Origin of the sequence: Pseudomonas canadensis (genome assembly GCF_000503215.1) — a bacterium.
In the GTDB taxonomy this organism is placed as follows: domain Bacteria; phylum Pseudomonadota; class Gammaproteobacteria; order Pseudomonadales; family Pseudomonadaceae; genus Aquipseudomonas; species Aquipseudomonas canadensis.
Genome location: NZ_AYTD01000015.1, coordinates 1 through 18,091 on the forward strand (window position 1 = coordinate 1; position 18,091 = coordinate 18,091).

18 protein-coding genes and 1 rRNA gene are annotated in these 18,091 nt (G+C 57.8%); 12 read left to right on the forward strand and 7 right to left on the reverse strand.

The genetic code is table 11. The features are described from left to right. Positions 1-19: 19 nt before the first annotated feature. Positions 20-1,556 (reverse strand): 16S ribosomal RNA (locus U367_RS0116645). Between the two features lie 591 nt (positions 1,557-2,147). On the opposite strand from U367_RS0116645, the gene U367_RS0116650 reads away from it, so the two are divergent. Continuing rightward, the gene (locus tag U367_RS0116650; protein ID WP_028617857.1) at positions 2,148-2,477 is read left to right on the forward strand and encodes a hypothetical protein; all 330 of its coding nucleotides are present in this window, start codon (positions 2,148-2,150) and stop codon (positions 2,475-2,477) included. Positions 2,478-2,485: 8 nt separating this feature from the next. Here the strand turns inward: U367_RS0116650 and U367_RS0116655 are convergent, their stop codons facing one another. After that, entirely contained in the window at positions 2,486-3,121 is a 636-nt protein-coding gene (locus U367_RS0116655) for a LysE family translocator (protein ID WP_028617858.1), read from the reverse strand. A gap of 126 nt (positions 3,122-3,247) precedes the next feature. On the opposite strand from U367_RS0116655, the gene U367_RS0116660 reads away from it, so the two are divergent. From U367_RS0116660 to U367_RS1000000130975, 4 genes are all read left to right on the forward strand, one after another. After that, complete coding sequence (locus tag U367_RS0116660) at positions 3,248-3,619, forward strand: PH domain-containing protein (protein ID WP_028617859.1); 372 nt, start codon at positions 3,248-3,250, stop codon at positions 3,617-3,619. A 132-nt stretch (positions 3,620-3,751) separates the two neighbouring features. Further along, positions 3,752-4,915 (forward strand): S-type pyocin domain-containing protein, encoded by a 1,164-nt coding sequence (locus U367_RS0116665; RefSeq protein WP_028617860.1) that lies wholly within the window; start codon positions 3,752-3,754, stop codon positions 4,913-4,915. Between the two features lie 15 nt (positions 4,916-4,930). Continuing rightward, positions 4,931-5,218, forward strand: coding sequence for a colicin E3-like toxin immunity protein (locus U367_RS0116670; protein WP_028617861.1), 288 nt, complete (start codon positions 4,931-4,933; stop codon positions 5,216-5,218). A gap of 4 nt (positions 5,219-5,222) precedes the next feature. Next, positions 5,223-5,810, forward strand: a complete 588-nt coding sequence (locus U367_RS1000000130975) for a hypothetical protein (protein ID WP_317135398.1) — start codon at positions 5,223-5,225, stop codon at positions 5,808-5,810. Positions 5,811-6,104: 294 nt separating this feature from the next. Here U367_RS1000000130975 and U367_RS0116680 read toward each other — a convergent pair whose 3' ends face one another. After that, positions 6,105-6,482, reverse strand: a complete 378-nt coding sequence (locus U367_RS0116680) for a c-type cytochrome (protein WP_028617863.1) — start codon at positions 6,480-6,482, stop codon at positions 6,105-6,107. Between the two features lie 43 nt (positions 6,483-6,525). Next, positions 6,526-6,957 (reverse strand): bleomycin resistance protein, encoded by a 432-nt coding sequence (locus tag U367_RS0116685; RefSeq protein ID WP_028617864.1) that lies wholly within the window; start codon positions 6,955-6,957, stop codon positions 6,526-6,528. 148 nt (positions 6,958-7,105) lie between these two features. On the opposite strand from U367_RS0116685, the gene U367_RS0116690 reads away from it, so the two are divergent. From U367_RS0116690 to U367_RS0116700, 3 genes are all read left to right on the forward strand, one after another. Next, positions 7,106-7,486, forward strand: coding sequence for a response regulator (locus U367_RS0116690; protein WP_028617865.1), 381 nt, complete (start codon positions 7,106-7,108; stop codon positions 7,484-7,486). Between the two features lie 195 nt (positions 7,487-7,681). After that, positions 7,682-8,296: a biliverdin-producing heme oxygenase gene (locus U367_RS0116695; RefSeq protein ID WP_028617866.1), complete on the forward strand. Its 615-nt coding sequence runs from the start codon at positions 7,682-7,684 to the stop codon at positions 8,294-8,296. Continuing rightward, positions 8,293-10,536, forward strand: a complete 2,244-nt coding sequence (locus U367_RS0116700) for an ATP-binding protein (protein WP_028617867.1) — start codon at positions 8,293-8,295, stop codon at positions 10,534-10,536. Before U367_RS0116695 ends, U367_RS0116700 begins: the two co-directional genes overlap by 4 nt. An 11-nt stretch (positions 10,537-10,547) precedes the next feature. Here the strand turns inward: U367_RS0116700 and U367_RS0116705 are convergent, their stop codons facing one another. Beyond that, positions 10,548-11,864: a sensor histidine kinase gene (locus U367_RS0116705; protein ID WP_028617868.1), complete on the reverse strand. Its 1,317-nt coding sequence runs from the start codon at positions 11,862-11,864 to the stop codon at positions 10,548-10,550. Further along, positions 11,861-12,571, reverse strand: a complete 711-nt coding sequence (locus tag U367_RS0116710) for a response regulator (RefSeq protein ID WP_028617869.1) — start codon at positions 12,569-12,571, stop codon at positions 11,861-11,863. Before U367_RS0116710 ends, U367_RS0116705 begins: the two co-directional genes overlap by 4 nt. A gap of 165 nt (positions 12,572-12,736) precedes the next feature. Here U367_RS0116710 and U367_RS0116720 point away from each other — a divergent pair, with 165 nt between their 5' ends. From U367_RS0116720 to U367_RS0116735, 4 genes are all read left to right on the forward strand, one after another. Then, positions 12,737-13,525: an MlaA family lipoprotein gene (locus U367_RS0116720; RefSeq protein WP_028617870.1), complete on the forward strand. Its 789-nt coding sequence runs from the start codon at positions 12,737-12,739 to the stop codon at positions 13,523-13,525. 131 nt (positions 13,526-13,656) lie between these two features. Continuing rightward, complete coding sequence (locus U367_RS0116725) at positions 13,657-13,863, forward strand: hypothetical protein (RefSeq protein ID WP_028617871.1); 207 nt, start codon at positions 13,657-13,659, stop codon at positions 13,861-13,863. Positions 13,864-13,974: 111 nt separating this feature from the next. After that, positions 13,975-15,864, forward strand: coding sequence for an alkaline phosphatase D family protein (locus U367_RS0116730; protein ID WP_028617872.1), 1,890 nt, complete (start codon positions 13,975-13,977; stop codon positions 15,862-15,864). Positions 15,865-16,005: 141 nt separating this feature from the next. Next, the gene (locus U367_RS0116735; RefSeq protein WP_028617873.1) at positions 16,006-17,019 is read left to right on the forward strand and encodes a sensor domain-containing diguanylate cyclase; all 1,014 of its coding nucleotides are present in this window, start codon (positions 16,006-16,008) and stop codon (positions 17,017-17,019) included. A gap of 12 nt (positions 17,020-17,031) precedes the next feature. Here the strand turns inward: U367_RS0116735 and U367_RS0116740 are convergent, their stop codons facing one another. Beyond that, positions 17,032-18,060: an amino acid ABC transporter substrate-binding protein gene (locus U367_RS0116740; RefSeq protein ID WP_028617874.1), complete on the reverse strand. Its 1,029-nt coding sequence runs from the start codon at positions 18,058-18,060 to the stop codon at positions 17,032-17,034. Positions 18,061-18,091: the final 31 nt, after the last annotated feature.

Here is an 18,091-nt window from a genome sequence, read left to right on the forward strand (position 1 = left end):
AGCAGCTGATGTCGTCGATTAAGGAGGTGATCCAGCCGCAGGTTCCCCTACGGCTACCTTGTTACGACTTCACCCCAGTCATGAATCACACCGTGGTAACCGTCCTCCCGAAGGTTAGACTAGCTACTTCTGGTGCAACCCACTCCCATGGTGTGACGGGCGGTGTGTACAAGGCCCGGGAACGTATTCACCGCGACATTCTGATTCGCGATTACTAGCGATTCCGACTTCACGCAGTCGAGTTGCAGACTGCGATCCGGACTACGATCGGTTTTATGGGATTAGCTCCACCTCGCGGCTTGGCAACCCTCTGTACCGACCATTGTAGCACGTGTGTAGCCCAGGCCGTAAGGGCCATGATGACTTGACGTCATCCCCACCTTCCTCCGGTTTGTCACCGGCAGTCTCCTTAGAGTGCCCACCATTACGTGCTGGTAACTAAGGACAAGGGTTGCGCTCGTTACGGGACTTAACCCAACATCTCACGACACGAGCTGACGACAGCCATGCAGCACCTGTCTCAATGTTCCCGAAGGCACCAATCTATCTCTAGAAAGTTCATTGGATGTCAAGGCCTGGTAAGGTTCTTCGCGTTGCTTCGAATTAAACCACATGCTCCACCGCTTGTGCGGGCCCCCGTCAATTCATTTGAGTTTTAACCTTGCGGCCGTACTCCCCAGGCGGTCAACTTAATGCGTTAGCTGCGCCACTAAAAGCTCAAGGCTTCCAACGGCTAGTTGACATCGTTTACGGCGTGGACTACCAGGGTATCTAATCCTGTTTGCTCCCCACGCTTTCGCACCTCAGTGTCAGTATTAGTCCAGGTGGTCGCCTTCGCCACTGGTGTTCCTTCCTATATCTACGCATTTCACCGCTACACAGGAAATTCCACCACCCTCTACCATACTCTAGTCAGTCAGTTTTGAATGCAGTTCCCAGGTTGAGCCCGGGGATTTCACATCCAACTTAACAAACCACCTACGCGCGCTTTACGCCCAGTAATTCCGATTAACGCTTGCACCCTCTGTATTACCGCGGCTGCTGGCACAGAGTTAGCCGGTGCTTATTCTGTCGGTAACGTCAAAACACTAACGTATTAGGTTAATGCCCTTCCTCCCAACTTAAAGTGCTTTACAATCCGAAGACCTTCTTCACACACGCGGCATGGCTGGATCAGGCTTTCGCCCATTGTCCAATATTCCCCACTGCTGCCTCCCGTAGGAGTCTGGACCGTGTCTCAGTTCCAGTGTGACTGATCATCCTCTCAGACCAGTTACGGATCGTCGCCTTGGTGAGCCATTACCTCACCAACTAGCTAATCCGACCTAGGCTCATCTGATAGCGCAAGGCCCGAAGGTCCCCTGCTTTCTCCCGTAGGACGTATGCGGTATTAGCGTTCGTTTCCGAACGTTATCCCCCACTACCAGGCAGATTCCTAGGCATTACTCACCCGTCCGCCGCTCTCAAGAGAAGCAAGCTTCTCTCTACCGCTCGACTTGCATGTGTTAGGCCTGCCGCCAGCGTTCAATCTGAGCCATGATCAAACTCTTCAGTTCAAACATCTTTGGGTTTTTAAGAAACCCTAAACTTGGCTCAGCAATCGTTGGTTACATCTTTGATTTCTCGCGGAGTAACTTGTGATGCTGATAATCTTGTTGACTATCAGTCTGACTCCACAAGCACCCACACGAATTGCTTGATTCAGTTGTTAAAGAGCGGTTGGTTAAGATCTTTCATCTCAACCGAGGCGCGCATTCTACAGCAGCCTCATTTGCTGTCAAGTGATTATTTTTAGAAGCTTTCGAAGATTTCTTCAACAACTTCAACCACTTGCGCTTCCGATCTCTCGTCAGCGGGAGGCGAATAATACAGCTTTAAAATTCGTGGTCAACCCCTGCATGGAAATTCTTTTTTACTTACCGAAGAGCTCAGGTTGCCACTCTGAAAATGTCCGAGGCCTGTACAACATCTCCGGGCAGCACGGTCAGAAGGTGAGCTTGAAACGCGTCATGAAGTTCCGCGGCGCGCCATAAGCATTCCAGTTGCCTGCCTACGCATAGTAGTAGCCCCAGGTCTTTTTTTTCCGCCACGGAACAGGGATCATCGCCCTCCCCTACTATCCCCAAAGACGCCGAGGAACCGAGACCATGGAATTGACGCTGGAAGCGGCTGCGCTCTTTGCACTGAAGCTGGTGCACGAGACGGAAGGCGGCAGCACGGTTTTACGGGATGATCCGGTGATGGAGGGGTATGACCGCGAAGTGTTTGGGTTGTTGGTGCGGCAGGGGGATTTGGCTGGGATTCAGTTGAAGCTCAATGAATGCCTGAAGTTGGCGCTAGACTCCCTGGGCGGCGCCGATACTGTGCTGGGTCGCGAACTGCAACGGCTGGCGGTGGATGTGCGCCAAGCGTCGACACTGAATGAACTCAATGCCCCGCTCAGCGCACTCAAGGACTATCTGAAAGCCGTCCTATAAAGAACAACTTACCGCCGCCCTTCCACCGCCATCCGCACCGCCAACCCCATCAACACCGACCCCATCAACCAACGCTGCACCACCTGCCACCCCGGTCGGGTGACGAAAAACACCGCGATGGATCCCGCCATGGAGGCAATCACCGCATTGACGCTCACGCTGATAAAAATCTGCGTAAAACCCAGCACCAGCGATTGCACCAGCACACTGCCATGACCGTTCGGGTCGATGAATTGGGGCAGCAATGACAAATACATCACCGCCACCTTGGGGTTCAGCAGGTTGGTGACCAGGCCCATGGTGAACAGCTTGCGCGGACTGTCCTTGGGCAGGTCCCGCACCTGAAAGGGTGAACGCCCACCCGGCCGGATCGCCTGCCAAGCCATATACGCCAGGTACATCGCCCCGCCGAAGCGCAGCGCGTCGTAGGCAAACGGCACCGCCATCACCAACGCCGTGATCCCCAGCGCCGCGCACAGCATATAAACCAGAAACCCCAACGCCACGCCGCCCAGTGAGATCAATCCGGCCGTGCGCCCTTGGCAGATCGAGCGGGAAATGAGGTAGATCATATTCGGGCCGGGTGTGAGCACCATGCCGAGTGATATCAGCGCATAGGCCAGCCAATTGGAGAGTTCAGGCATGATGGGGCTCCGTTTTTGAAACATCTGGCCAAGGTTGTAAGGTTGGCCGCCATGGTAGGGCGTTCAAAATGCCCGTGTTAGATACAGATCCGCGAGCAAAACGGCATACACCCAAGAGGCAGGCCCATGATCGATTTCAACAACAACGGTTTCTTCAAACTCAAGCAAAACAACGAATACGCCGAACGCGTCGCCGACCTGCTGCTGGACGGTGAAGAAGTGGTGGATGCGTACAAGGCCATGCGTGATGGGGTGGTGTTTACCACCAAGCGGATTATCGCGGTGAATGTGCAAGGGATTACCGGCAGCAAGAAGGACTTCACGTCGCTGCCGTACAAGAACATCGTCGCTTATTCGGTGGAGACGTCCGGGACGTTTGATCTGGACTCGGAGTTGGAGATTTACTTTTCTTCGCTGGGCAAGGTGAAATTCGAATTTACTGGGAGGACCTCGATTGTCGAAATTTCACGGTTGATTTCCAAGCACCTGCTGACCTGATCAACCTGCAGAAACAGACGCCTTCACTCAAGCGTCAGTCCACTTTTCCCACATCAATCACCGATTGATGCCGACATAAGGTTTTAACTACCCCTCGTACGCTCACTCTCTCCCACAAGGAAGTGAGCCGACATGTCAGAACGCTTTTACCCACCCACAGAAGAAGAGTTAAGCAAGCGACGGATCCTGACCCCGCAACCATCGCGTGCGCCTTATTCGCCGTCTGTTGATTACTTCGAGGCATCCCCTGCCCCGCCACCCGCGATAGCCAAACCTCCCGGCTGCGTCTTTATCAAACCCTGCCAACTGCCTGACGGCATCACTCATTACTTCAACCCCGCCGGTTATGTCCCACTGGAGTTGATCAAGGAGTACAGCCATTTAAGCCTGTTGGGTGGGCGTGAAGTGGACAGCCGGGGGACGGTTGTCTTACGCAAGATCAGTGGTAGCGCTTTGCCTGCTGGGTTGGGGCAATTGGCATTGCGTTCGGCGGTTCTGGAGTCGGCGGCCACTGCCGTCGTGTCCGCTGCTGGTGGATTGTTGACAGGTTTGGTGGCTCTGGCTTGGCCGTCGGAATTGGGCGATAGCGCGCTCTACAGCGAAGCGCAATTGCGCTCGATGCAGCGGGCGCGTTCGCAGATGCGGCTGCATGTCGAACAAAGGGAGGACGGCACGCTCAAGGGGTATGGGTTTTACACAGGCAATAACCCTGACTGGCAGATGATTGATGTGGTGCAGTTTCAAAGCCGTGGCGATCAGTTTGTGGCGGATCTGGGTGAGGGTGTGGAGCTGATCTGGACACCTGCCGTTGATCCAGGTGACACGTTAGGTATTCCGGCGTTGGAGGCTGCGCCGCAAGCGCCGGTGATCTGGATTTATCCGCCGACGGAGAAGGCGGCGCAGATTCTGGTGAACCCGATTTACCCGCCGGAGTATCGGGATTTTATTCTGGTGTTCCCGGTGGAGTCGGGGGTTCGGCCGCTGTATGTGGTAATCAATAATCCAAGGAAAGGGCTCAAAAACCCAGACCATGATTACTTCCCTGCGCCCGAAATCGAAAACATAACAGGCTTCCCAGGTCTGATTCCGCAAAAACCTGTGACACCAAGAAGAGGTGGAGCAGGCTTACGTGAACGCTGGATAGACGCAAAAGGAAGAAAGATATTTGAATGGGATTCCAAGAAAGGCGAGCTGGAAGTCTATCGGAACAGTGATCTAGAACACCTTGGCGCGTTTGACCCTTACACCGCCGAACGTCGAGGCCCGGCGGACCCGAAACGTCGAATCTACAGATAACGAGGAACTCGGAAAATGGTGATGAAAATCAAATTACGATGGTACGAAAAGCACAGCAATGACTTGAAAGCGCATGAGTACTCAGCGGACATCGAAGATTCAGACGGTGTTTTTGAAGCGTTGGATTTAGCTGAAGAAACTGCGATATATGCAGATGTATTCAACGTATTGCCTAAGTGGCTAGCGATTATTCAACCTTACTTCCAACACATGATTGAACCCGACCACTTCGATTATCAAATCTCCTTCCGCTACCAAGGCGCCTGGCCACCACCTCCCAAGCAACCTAACAAGGAGTTTTGATGCAATGAGACCTGTACTGCAGAAGCCCCTCCTCTACCGCTCAGTCAACACCCGAACCCATGGCGTACGCCACGGGAGTTGCAGCGCTTACCGATACGAACGCCACAGCAAAAAGGCACAGCGCGCACTATCAACCCGTGGCTCAATGCACAGCCATCATCAGCACGGGCTTGATTACACCCCGCTATTCCGCTTCCTCTTATCCAAAGTCGGTCATCAATGGGATAACGTTTTCAGCGAAGCCAACGCCCGTCTGGATCGTCCGGATCCTGTGTTCTGGATGGTTGCGCTACATGAAAGCGACAAGCGGGACTACGTAGTATTGGATGAAAATAGCTATTACAGCGGCTTATGTGTCGACGAAGCGGGCCTGCTGCAAAAGGTCAATCCACAGCTGACGCCCGAGCAGATGAACCCCGTTTGCGATGGCTACACCCACACCTTCAACGGTGTGGTATTCGCCCAGCCTTTGCCACGCAAACGGAGGCCAACGCCCACCATCACCCCTCCTTCACCTCAGTCCCCGCCCCCCCGATCAACACCGATTCCCCGGATCCGTAATATCAAACACCTGCAGCGCACACGCTGTTAAGCCGGAACTGGAACTCCACCCAATACACCTTGGCCTTCTGCGGGCTGAACGTGCTCATCACTGGCCCGCAGCTGTAGTAAGTCCCATTGCCCTGGCTTCTCGCCGAGCTGAACACGATGAGTTTCTTGCCAGGATCCGCCTGTATATCCAATTGAGGAAACCGATTGAACCCCGCGCTCGCCACCGTCTGGTTGACCTTGGCAATCCAGTTGAAGACCTTGGCCGAACAACACTCCTAAGAGTTTCAACGCCGGTAAGGGCTGACCCGAGGGCTGTATGAGAGTGCGCGAATGATCACTTAGGCTGGAAGGTTTCCAGGTACGCCAGGATGTTTTCGATTTTCTCCTGATCACTAATGCCCCAGAAGATCATCCGCGTGCCACTCACCACCTTCTTCGGTGCCTCGATGTAGGCAGCGAGTTTGTCCCGGGTCCAGACCACGCCGGAGTTTTTCATCGCGTCGGAATACTGGTAGTCCGTGGTGGTCCCGGCGGGTCGGCCGATGATGCCGTTGAGTTCTGGCCCGAACCCACCTCGCGCACCTTCACCGATGCTGTGGCAACCGCCGCAGGTCTTGGTGAAGAGCTTGCCACCGGCCTCGGCGTCGCCGGCTGCGAAGGCAGGGCTTGTGGTGAGAATCAGGGCGAGGGTCATCAAAGCGCGGTACTTCATGGGGACTCCATTTCAAGCGTTGCGGCGACAAAGGTCGAGGTAATTATGCCGGTACTAAAGGCCTTTCCCCCAGCCGTTCAACCAGGCGTACCAGGTAACCGTCCGGGTCTTGCACAATGAACTGGCGCTGCCCGGCCTCTACATCGCCCGCGCGGTACCAGGCTTGCTCAACATCCTTGAATAGCGGCCAGTCAACAAGGGCCAAACGTTGCAAAATCGGCGCGACGACGGGTACGTCGATCTGCAGGTTGATACCTCGTCCGAAAGGTCGATCCAAAGATGCGGTCAACCATTGCCCGGCGTTGGGGTCGTATTGCTCCAGCATGATTTGCGCGCCATTCAGGTCGAGGTATGCAAAGCCTTCCTCAACGCGCTGGTAAGCCAGGGTGAAACCCAACTTGTGCACCCAGAAATCCAGACTGGCACTGAGGGTCGTAACGATCAGTTCTGGAACCATAGGGTTACGAATAAACATGTCAATCCTTGAGCACGTAGAAGCAAGCCCCGCACTTTACCGGATAGTGCCTCTAAAACGACCATCCATCGCCCCATAGATATCCAATCGAACCTATATAGACGTGTTCTACTCCACCTCTATGAACCCTGATGGTGGAGTAAGGATCATGGCTCAGCCATCGATTTTAGTGCTGGAAGACGACGAGATCATTCGATCATTGATGGTGGATGTACTGGAGGATTTCGGCGCGCTGGTGACGTCGTTTCCTTCGGCGGATGAAGGGATGATTTACCTGGAACGGGGCGATGACCCGGTGGACTTGATTGTCAGTGATATCCAGATGCCGGGGTTGCTCAATGGTTATGACTTGAGTCGGGTAGTCGCCCATCGTTGGCCGAGCGTGCCGGTGGTGCTGACGTCGGGTAATACCAGGCTGGCGGCTCAGTTGGGGGGATCCGTGCGCTTTCTGCCCAAGCCGTGGAGCAGAGAACACCTGATTGAATGCGTGAAAACTGCCCTGACCCAACAGGGGTTGTCCATGCATTAATAGCATCACGACATCACTGAAACCGAACTTCGCGACAAGCCCTGCGGTCATTAATGAGGCAAGGAGCGACTTTTCTGATCCGCTGGTCAGCCTTTTCGCCTTGTGCGTACAGATGAAGGCTTTGAGGTGTGTAGAATCGTCGCCCATTTCGACGCGTCATTCATGGCCGAGAGGCCCACAGTTCGAGCTCATTGAATGCATTCACAGGCCCATGACGTTGGTGCGCCCTCATTGCTGGAAGCGTTGCGCACAGGCACGGCCCTGTTGCATGTGGCGCTGGAAAAGCGCCTGCCGTTTTTCTCAGAACGACTGGATGCCGATTGGTACGTGCGCTTGCTCGAGGCGTACTACGGGTTTTATCAGCCGACGGAGTCCGCCCTGTATGACAGTGGCTTGATCCCAGATGGATTCGACACAGCGCTGCGTGTGAAAACACCCACGTTGGTGTGCGATCTCAATGCGTTGGGCCTGGATGCCCCGGCCATCAACACCCTGCCCCGTTGTACTGAACTACCAACCTTCAATACCCCCGCCGCCTGCCTCGGTGCTCTGTATGTACTGGAAGGCGCGACCCTGGGCGGCCAGGTATTGCGTCGGGAAATGACTCAGCGCCTGAACGTAAACGCCGACAACGGTGGTGCATTTCTCAATGTGTACGGAGCCGAAACCGGTCGGCGCTGGAAAGATTTTCTCGACTACCTGGGCGTCCAGCCACTGGACGCGCCAGCCAGGCAGCGCGCAGTAGACGCTGCCCGATCAACATTCAGCTGCTTTGAGCATTGGCTCGACAGCCAGGAGGTACTGCTATGAAACCCGAAGATTTTGAAGAGCTGCTTGCCAACTGTGCCGACGAGCCCATCCGTTTTCCTGGAGCGATCCAGCCCCACGGTGTGCTGCTGACGTTGTCGGAGCCGGACCTGAACATCATCCAGGTCAGCGCCAACATCGGCATTTTGTTCGGCCATGCCCCCGAGGCGCTGCTGGGCCAGCCACTGCACACGTTGGTAGGCGCGGAGCACGCCAAGGCGGTTGCCGTCATGGCCGAAAACCATACGTTCTTCGATGCCCCCCCTTTGCATGTCACATTCAACGGCGCGGAATTCGAAGGTCTGCTGCATCGCCATCAAAATGTGCTGGTGCTGGAGTTCGAACCGCTGCTCAAGGATTTCCGCCCGCGGGCGCTGAATGGTCGCACCAGTGACCTGGGCAAAATGCTGCAGCGCTTGCAGTCGGCGAAAACCCTGCAAGCGCTGTACGAAATCAGCGTGAATGAAATCCAGGCCATGACCGGGTACGACCGGGTACTCATCTATCGCTTCGAAGACGAAGGCCATGGCCAAGTGATCGCCGAAGCGTCGGCGCCGTCCATGGAGCTGTTCAACGGGCTGTTCTTCCCTGCGTCCGACATCCCGGAGCAAGCCCGCGAGCTGTATCGCACCAATTGGCTACGCATCATCCCGAACGCGGCCTACGAGCCCGTGCCACTGCTGCCCAAGCTGCGCCCGGACACCGGCCAGCCGTTGGACTTGAGCTTCGCCACACTGCGCAGCGTGTCGCCGATTCATTGCCAGTACATGCAGAACATGGGCGTGTTGTCGTCCATGAGTATCTCGCTGATGAAGGGCGACAGGCTGTGGGGCCTGATTAGTTGCGGCAACCGTGAGCCGTTGCTGGTGCCTAATGACCTGCGTACGGCCTGCCAAACCATCGGCCAGGTGTTGTCGTTGCAGATCAGCGCCATGGAAGCCCTGGACCTGAGCCGTCAGCGTGAAGAGAAAGTCGAGGCCCTGGCCTTACTGGATCAGGCGATGAAGCGCTCGGAAGCAAACGTGTTCGACGGCCTGGCCCAGCAAGGTCAGTTGCTGATGGACCTGACCCTGTCCGGCGGCGTGGCGATCATCGAAGACAAGCAACTGCACCGCTACGGAAACTGCCCGGAGCCGGCGCAGATCCGTGCTTTGCACAAGTGGCTGCAAGAGGGTGGCGAGCCGGTGTTCTCCAGCCATAACCTGTCGTCGGTGTACCCGCCGGCCGCCGAGTTTCAGCAGGTAGCCAGTGGGGTGCTAGCCATGAGCCTGCCCAAGCCTGTGGATAACGGCGTGCTGTGGTTCCGCCCGGAGGTGAAGGAGAACATCAACTGGAGCGGCGATCCGAAAAAACCGCTGGACCTGGAAAACTCCGACGCCGGCTTGCGCCTTCGCCCACGCACCTCGTTTGAAATCTGGAAGGTGGAGATGGCCGGCATCTCCACCAAGTGGAGCCATGGCGACCACTTTGCAGCCAATGACCTGCGCCGCTCGGCCCTGGAAAACGACCTGGCGCGCCAGGTGCTGCGCGAACAACAAGCCGTGCGCGCCCGCGACGAACTGGTGGCGGTGGTGTCCCATGACCTGCGCAACCCGATGACAGTGATCTCCATGCTGTGCGGCATGATGCAGAAGGCCTTCAGTTCAGATGGCCCCCACACTTCGCGGCGGATTTCCTCGGCCATCGACACCATGCAACAGGCCGCCGGGCGCATGAATGTGTTGCTGGAAGACTTGCTCGACACCTCGAAAATCGAGGCCGGGCGTTACGTGGTGCGGCCAGTGATCCTGGATGTGAGCCAGATTTTCGACGAGGCCTACTCGTTGCTGGCCCCCCTGGCGATGGAGAAAGGCATCGATCTGTCGTTCAACGCCGAACCGGGCCTGCAAATCAATGCCGACCCGGAGCGTCTGTTCCAGGTGCTGTCGAACCTGATCGGCAATGCCATCAAGTTCACCCCGCGCCAGGGCAATATCGGTATCAGCGCCATGAGCAATGGCGAAGAAATCGTGTTCTCGGTGCGCGACTCCGGCGAAGGTATTGCACCGGAGCAACTGCCTCACGTGTTCGATCGCTACTGGACGCAAACAGAAAACAACCCGACCGGCAGCGGGCTGGGACTGTACATCACGCAAGGCATCGTCCAGGCCCATGGCGGCAAGATCGTTGCCGAGAGTGAGGTGGGGCGCGGCAGTGAGTTCCGGTTCACAGTGCCGAAGGTGATTGACGACTCGCATACCTGACGGACCTTGGGTTAAACAGGTAACACCACCACCGCCTCCACCCCCCCACCCTGGCGCTCGGCCAGGGTCAAGGTGCCGCCATGTTCCAACACAATCGCCCGAGCGGTGGAGAGTCCCAAGCCGACACCGCCCGTGCTTTTGTTGCGTGACCCTTCAAGGCGATAGAACGGCAGGAACACCTGCTCACGATGCTCAACGGGAATGCCTGGCCCGCGATCCAGTACGCGAACCACCACCTCTCCATTTTTTTGCTGCAATTCGATCTCCGGCGCGGTGCCGTAGTGAATCGCGTTGTCCATCAGGTTGGTCATCACGCGCTTGAGGCCCAACGGTCGGCCGAAGTACACCAGGCGCGGCGGGCCGCGAAAGGTCAGGTCAATGGCCTGGTCGCGGTAGTCGTCGATCAGGGTTTGCAGCAATTCCGCGAGGTCCAGTTGGGTGGCTTGTTCCAGGCGGGCATCGTCGCGGAAGAATTCCAGCGCGGTGTTGATCATGGCCTGCATTTCATCCACATCGCGAAACAGCTTTTGCTGTTGATCAACATCCTCGATGAACTCACCACGCAGGCGCAGGCGGGTCAACGGCGCGCGCAAGTCGTGGGAAATGGCCGCGAGCATTTGGGTGCGGTCCTGGATGAAATGCCGCAACTGCGCCTGCATGCTGTTGAAAGCGAGGATCGCCTGGCGGATTTCGTGCGGGCCGACCGGCTCGATGGGCGGTGCCCGAAAGTCGGCACCAAAGCGCCGCGCGCCCTGAGTGAAGTGCTGCAGAGGGCGGGCCAGGCGGCGGGTCGCGACCAGGGTGACCAGCGCGGTCGATATCAGCACCAGCAACACCACGATCAGGCTGCGTGCACCATCGTCCAAACCCCAACTGCGCGACGGCGCGCTGAACATCAGCCAGGAGCGGTCAGCCAATTGCACCAGCAGCGCATAGCGGCCGTTGCCGCCGGGCCAGTCAGACGGCTCATACGCCTCCATCGGACGAGGTGGCCCTTGGAGCAGGTGCTTGAACACCTGCTCGCCCGAGTGGAAATCAGGGTCGGCCAGAACGGGTAACCCCAATGCCTGGCGCTGCGCGGCCCAGGTCACCCTGAACGTTTCGTCACCTACCGCTTGGGCCAGACGTGGACGTTGCGACGGGTCGGAGGCCTCGACCACGCGCACGACGACGGCGATCCTTTCCAACAATCCGATTTCAGTCAGCGGTGGTCGCGCCCACACACCTGCCATTTGCACAAACAAAGCGTTGAACGCCAATGCAGTCAACATCGCAATCAGAATGGTCAGGGCGATCCAGCGCGCCACAGTATCGCGTGGGCGCCTCATGAGCGGGTCACACTGGCGGTGAATTGGTAGCCACCGTTGCGCACCGTGCGAATCATCGCCGGGCGCTTGGTATCGAATTCCAGCTTGCGGCGCAGGCGGCTCACTTGCACGTCAACGCTGCGGTCGAATGCATCATGACTGTGGCCACGCGCCAGGTTCAGCAATTGCTCGCGACTGAGCACCCGTTGGGGGTGTTCGACAAACACCAGCAGCAGGTCGAACTCGCCGGATGACAATGGGATCATCACCTGATCCGGCGAGCGCAATTCGCGGCGCGTGAGGTCCAGTTGCCAGCCGGCAAAACGGATCAGCGGGCGCGCGGCATCGCCCAAGGGCGGCCGGCTCTCCCCCGCCCGGCGCAACACCGCGCGCACTCGGGCCAGCAATTCACGCGCGTCGAAAGGCTTGCTCAGGTAATCATCGGCGCCCATTTCCAGGCCCACCACACGGTCGCTGAGTTCACCCATAGCGGTGAGCATGATCACTGGCGTGGCGTATTGCTGGCGCAGGCGCTGGCACAGCAGCAGGCCGTTGTCGCCGGGGAGCATCAGGTCGAGGATGATCAGGTCGGCGGGCTGGCGCTCCATGGCCGCCCACAGCTCGATGCCACTGGCCACGGTCTCGACCGCATAGCCGTGTTGCAGGAAAAATTTCTTCAGCAGGGCGAGGACTTCAAGGTCATCGTCCACGATCAACAGGTTGCTCACCGACGGTCTTCACTGGGCTGGGACAAGGTGCCATCTAAAACCATTCGGCGCGGCTCGTCATATATTTCAACCGTGCAATAAAGCGTCACCGGCGCAATAAACCAGACATCTTTGCGCAAGACGGCAGTGCCAGCATCGGCTTCCTTTTTGCGGAGACCGTCCCCCATGCGCTCGCTAACCTACCCCCAACATCTGGCCCGCCAGGCCGTGCTGTTGCTGACTGTGTCCTACCTGACGGGCTGTGCGAGCCCGGCGCCCGTAACGCCCGCCACGCAGTGCGCACAGGTGAACTACCCGGTGTATGACCCGGCGGAACCGGTCAACCGCGGGGTGTTTGCATTCAACCGTGCGGTGGACGACTACGCACTGGCTCCCGTAGCCCGCGGCTACCGTTACCTACCGGATTTTTTCCAGCAGGGTGTGCATAACTTCGCGAGCAACTTCAGCGAGCCAAAGGTGTTTATCAACGATCTGCTGCAAGGCAACCCGCGACGCTCGGTCAATACCCTGGGGCGTTTCGCAGTGAACACGACGGTAGGCGTGGTGGGGCTGTTTGATGTGTCAGATAGCCTGGGCATCCCGCGCCACACAGCTGACTTCGGCCAGACATTCGGCGTGTGGGGCATGGGTAACGGCCCCATTGTCGAGTTGCCATTGCTGGGCACCAGCAACAGCCGGGACGCTGCGGGCAAGGTCTTGAGTTTCCTGGTTTCGCCACTGGGGGACAGCGACACGGTGCAGACTTTGGGCACCCTCAGCCTGGTCGGCGGTACGGTCGATACACGGGCGTCATTGTTGCCGCTCACCGACAGCCTGCAGAAACTGCCGGATTATTACAGTGCGTTGCGTAATGTGGTGGCGGACAATCGCGCGGCGTTTGTGCGGGAGGGCAAGCAAGGCGCTACCTCTCCCGGCCTAGACAGTTGCGCGAACAGCGCCTCGGATGACTTCTGAAAGCGCCAGCCACCTCCTGGTCATATCTTGCAGCAGCGCGTTTATAGCTGACCCGTTTCGTCCTCTATAAGTTTGGCCTCACTTCGCTCCAACAGGCGAAGTAACCGTCTACTCACAAGAAGGAAACATTCATGCTTAGCGCAATCAATCACTCACTGGGCAGCTTTCAATACCCTCCCCTGCAGCAGGATGATGCAGAGCCCCAGCGCAGGAAGCGCAGCATTGAAGCAACACATACGCAACAGAGCGCCGCTGATCCTGAAGGCTCGGCCGCCAATGATCGGCGCCGTAAAACCGGAGGTGGGCTAGATAGCCTCGGTGGAGGCAATCTGCTGTAAACCGCATTAGACGAAGGGCAGTGCACGGCCCTTCGTACTTTCCCTTAACAAAATCATGACATTCACTGGATTAATCTCGCGGGTTCAATCCAGTCTGGAAATCTTGCCTGCATGCCGCTCACCCACACACTGCCCGCCGTACTGGCTGGACCGCTGCTGCGACGCCTCGAACCACGGCGCCTGGTGGTGTGGCTGGTGGGGAGTCAAGCGCTGGTATTGACCCTGAGGCTACATCTGCCCTCACGAATCCTGGAGGTCCCCCTTGACCACTGTCAGGTCGTACCCGTGGGGCGCCATGCCTTTATCCACCTGATCGATGTGACACTGGACAACGCACTGCCCCTGGACGTGGAGATCAGCTACGACCTGCTGTTCGACAACACCGGCATCGCCGACTGGGCACCGCACCTGCTGTACGCCAACGCCCAGTTACCGAGCTTTGTGCTGCACAGCCGCATTCATCAATTGGTTCACGGCTCATGCCGCAAACCCCATCACACCGCCGACGAGGGTCTTTTGTGTGTCGATCGCCTGTTGGCCGATGCCCAAACGCCTGCCGACCGCCCGGCGCTGTTGATGATGAGCGGCGACCAAGTCTATGCCGACGATGTCGCTGGGCCGATGCTGCGGGCAATCCATGCATTGATTGCACGCCTGGGTTTGTTCGATGAATACCTGGAGGGCGCTGTGGTAGATGACAGCGCCAGCCTCTATGGACATAGCGCCAGTTATTACCATCGCGCCGACTTGCTGCCGGCGTTGGACAGCAACAAAACCCTGCGCGAACGCTTCTTTGGCGGTGTGAAAAAACCAATCTTTACCAGCAGCACCGCCGACAACCACCTGGTGACCTTCGCCGAAGTCATCGCAATGTACTTGCTGGTGTGGTCGCCGACGCCCTGGACGCTGATTGCGCCTCAACCTCCGCATCTGAATGCAGAACGACAGCAGCGTTACGCCCGTGAACAGACCCAGATAGAGCGATTCCGCGACGGCCTGCCAGGCGTCGCGCGGGTCTTTGCGCACCTATCCACCTTGATGATCTTTGATGATCACGACATCACCGATGACTGGAACCTCAGTGCCCAGTGGGAAGAAACCGCCTACGGCCATCCCTTTTCAAAGCGCATCATCGGCAACGCCCTGTTGGCCTACCTGCTATGCCAAGGTTGGGGCAACCAACCGGATGCATTTGGGGAACTGATCAACCAGACCCAAGCGCTCACTGCTCAACCACAAGCCAACCATCTTGACGCCACCGCGCAGGATGAACTGCTCGAAACACTGCTGGAATTTCAACGCTGGCATTACGTATTGCCTACCACGCCGGCCCTGGTGGTGCTCGACACCCGCACCCGCCGCTGGCGCAGCGAATTCACGCTCAAGCAACCTTCCGGCCTGCTGGACTGGGAAGCCTTGAGCGAGCTGCAACAGGAACTGCTGGACCACCCCTCGGCCATCATCGTCTCACCCGCGCCGATCTTTGGCGTCAAGCTGATCGAGACGGTGCAGAAAGTCTTCAGCTGGTGCGGCCACCCCTTGCTCGTCGATGCGGAAAACTGGATGGCCCATCGTGGCGCCGCCCAGGTGATCCTCAATATCTTCCGCCACTCGCGCACGCCGGGTAACTACGTGATCCTCTCCGGTGACGTGCACTACTCGTTCGTCTACGAAGTGCTGATCCGCCATCGCAACGCCGGCCCCAGGATCTGGCAGATCACCAGCAGCGGTATCAAGAACGAATTCCCACCACGATTACTGGAGTGGTTCGACCGCCTCAACCGCTGGCTCTACTCGCCCCGCTCGCCCCTCAACTGGTTCACGCGCCGCCGCACCATGCAGGTGGTGCCACATATTCCCGAGCATGCCGAAGCGGGCGAACGGTTATGGAATTCGGCGGGTATCGGCCAGGTATTTTTCAATGATCAGGGCCAGCCAGAAACGATTTACCAGCACAACGCGGATGGGAAGGTGCCGACGAGGATGGCGGCCCCAAATTAATAGCCTATAGCCATCAATCGTAAGCCGTACATCTGCCCTATTCAAAGCCTCCAGACCTCGTTGTACAGTAGCCTCAGCCACGGAGTATCGGCGACAACAATGGCGGGCTTCAGATGCCTGCCTACGCAAGGAAACGCGCAGATGAACGAGACCTCCGACAACAATCCGTTAAAGCAGGATTTCTCTCACTTCAACGCCGACATGCTGCACACCGTCCTGGAGCTGGTCAGCGATGGAATCTGGGATTGGAACGCCAATACCGGGTTCGTCTACCGCAACCCCGGCTGGTACGAAATGCTTGGCTATCATCGCCACGCACTGGAGAACAGCGTATTCACCTGGGAGAACGTGATCCACCCGGATGACTACCCCCAGGTGATGAAACGGTTCGACGACTACATCCACCGTCGCGCCCCTCACTACCAGGCCGAGTACCGTTGCCGCAAAAAAGATGACAGCTACCTGTGGATCGAAGACCGCGGCTACGTGATTGCGCGCAATGAGGATGGCTCGGTGGCGCGCATGGTGGGCGCCCACCGCGATATTCATCTAAGGAAATGCTCCGTCGAACAGTTGGAACGGCGCAATCAATCCCTTGAAGCGCTGGTGGCCGAACGCACCCGCGAGCTGTCACGGGTCAATCAACAGTTGCAACTGCAGTTGGATGAAAACCGCGCCCTGGCCGAAAGGGATGCCTTGACTCTGGTCGCCAATCGCTACCGCCTGGAAAAAGTGTTGCTGGAAGAGTGCGACCGCGCCCAGCGCTTTCGCCTGCCGCTGGCGCTGATCGCCATGGACATCGATGATTTCAAGTCGATCAATGATCGATACGGTCACGGTGTGGGCGATCAAACGCTGGTGCAGGTGGTTGAATGCCTGCAAAGCTGTATTCGCCCAGGTGACCTGCTGGCTCGATGGGGTGGCGATGAGTTTGTGCTGATCCTGCCCAAAACCTCGGTGGAAATCGCAAAAACAATGGCGGCGAGTGTGCGTCTGAAGTTGAAGAACAGCCCGCACCGGGATGACTTCAAGGTCACCCTGAGCCTGGGCGTGGCCGAGCGTCAAACGAATGAGCCCCCCGCCGCCTTGATAGCGCGCGCCGATCAGGCGTTGTATCGCGCCAAAGCGGCGGGGAAGGATGGGGTGTCCGAATAACACCCCAGCGTCTCAGCGAACCGGCGGTGCGTACTGGATGCCACCGTTGTTCCACAGCGCGTTGAGCCCGCGCTTGATCTTCAACACGCTGCCCTGGCCAATATTGCGTTCAAACACTTCGCCGTAGTTACCCACTTGCTTGACGATCTGCACTACCCAATCCTTGCGCAGCTTCAAATCCTTACCGTATTCGCCGTCCGTCCCCAGCAACCGCGCGACATCCGGATTCTTGGTGGTTTTGGCCTGCTCCTCGACGTTCTGCGAGGTGATGCCCATTTCCTCGGCGTTGAGCATCGCGAACAGGGTCCATTTGACGATGCTGAACCACTCGTCATCCCCCTTGCGCACCAATGGACCCAGTGGTTCCTTGGAGATCACTTCCGGCAACACCACGAACTCGTCCGGGTGAGCCATCTTGATGCGCTGGGCGTACAGGCCCGACTGATCGGTGGTCAGCACGTCGCAACGCCCGGCTTCCAGGCCCTTGGCGCTTTCGTCGGCGGTGTCGAAGGTAATCGGCGTGTACTTCATGCCATGGGTGCGGAAGTAGTCCGAGACATTCAACTCGGTGGTGGTGCCGGCCTGGATGCACACCGTGGCGCCGTCCAGTTGCTTGGCAGCGGTGACGCCCAGTTTATTGTTCACCAGAAAGCCAATGCCGTCGTAGTAGGTGACGCCGGTGAACACCAGGCCCATGCCCGAATCACGGGAACTGGTCCAGGTGGTGTTGCGTGAGATCAGGTCGATTTCACCGGATTGCAGCGCAGTGAAGCGCTCCTTGGCGGTCAACTGGGTGAACTTCACTTTTGATGCATCGCCAAAAACCGCCGCCGCCACCGCGTGGCACACGTCCACATCGATACCGGTCATCTTGCCCTTGCTGTCCGGTACGCCGAAACCCGGCAGTCCGTCACTGACGCCGCATTGGATAAAACCTTTTTTCTGGATGGCGTCCAAGGTCGTGCCCGCCTGGGCGGTGCTCGCCAAACCGAAAACGGCGGTGGCGCCGATGGCGGCCAAGGTGGTTTTGAATGGGTTCATGCAAGGCGCTCCCTGTCATTCCTTATTATTC

Excerpts from the sequence above, each read along its gene's own strand:
- U367_RS0116650 (WP_028617857.1), top strand. The coding sequence starts at position 2,148 with ATGGAATTGACGCTGGAAGCGGCTGCGCTCTTTGCACTGAAGCTGGTG.
- U367_RS0116655 (WP_028617858.1), bottom strand. The coding sequence starts at position 3,121 with ATGCCTGAACTCTCCAATTGGCTGGCCTATGCGCTGATATCACTCGGC.
- U367_RS0116660 (WP_028617859.1), top strand. The coding sequence starts at position 3,248 with ATGATCGATTTCAACAACAACGGTTTCTTCAAACTCAAGCAAAACAAC.
- U367_RS0116665 (WP_028617860.1), top strand. The coding sequence starts at position 3,752 with ATGTCAGAACGCTTTTACCCACCCACAGAAGAAGAGTTAAGCAAGCGA.
- U367_RS0116670 (WP_028617861.1), top strand. The coding sequence starts at position 4,931 with ATGGTGATGAAAATCAAATTACGATGGTACGAAAAGCACAGCAATGAC.
- U367_RS1000000130975 (WP_317135398.1), top strand. The coding sequence starts at position 5,223 with ATGAGACCTGTACTGCAGAAGCCCCTCCTCTACCGCTCAGTCAACACC.
- U367_RS0116680 (WP_028617863.1), bottom strand. The coding sequence starts at position 6,482 with ATGAAGTACCGCGCTTTGATGACCCTCGCCCTGATTCTCACCACAAGC.
- U367_RS0116685 (WP_028617864.1), bottom strand. The coding sequence starts at position 6,957 with ATGTTTATTCGTAACCCTATGGTTCCAGAACTGATCGTTACGACCCTC.
- U367_RS0116690 (WP_028617865.1), top strand. The coding sequence starts at position 7,106 with ATGGCTCAGCCATCGATTTTAGTGCTGGAAGACGACGAGATCATTCGA.
- U367_RS0116695 (WP_028617866.1), top strand. The coding sequence starts at position 7,682 with ATGCATTCACAGGCCCATGACGTTGGTGCGCCCTCATTGCTGGAAGCG.
- U367_RS0116700 (WP_028617867.1), top strand. The coding sequence starts at position 8,293 with ATGAAACCCGAAGATTTTGAAGAGCTGCTTGCCAACTGTGCCGACGAG.
- U367_RS0116705 (WP_028617868.1), bottom strand. The coding sequence starts at position 11,864 with ATGAGGCGCCCACGCGATACTGTGGCGCGCTGGATCGCCCTGACCATT.
- U367_RS0116720 (WP_028617870.1), top strand. The coding sequence starts at position 12,737 with ATGCGCTCGCTAACCTACCCCCAACATCTGGCCCGCCAGGCCGTGCTG.
- U367_RS0116725 (WP_028617871.1), top strand. The coding sequence starts at position 13,657 with ATGCTTAGCGCAATCAATCACTCACTGGGCAGCTTTCAATACCCTCCC.
- U367_RS0116730 (WP_028617872.1), top strand. The coding sequence starts at position 13,975 with ATGCCGCTCACCCACACACTGCCCGCCGTACTGGCTGGACCGCTGCTG.
- U367_RS0116735 (WP_028617873.1), top strand. The coding sequence starts at position 16,006 with ATGAACGAGACCTCCGACAACAATCCGTTAAAGCAGGATTTCTCTCAC.
- U367_RS0116740 (WP_028617874.1), bottom strand. The coding sequence starts at position 18,060 with ATGAACCCATTCAAAACCACCTTGGCCGCCATCGGCGCCACCGCCGTT.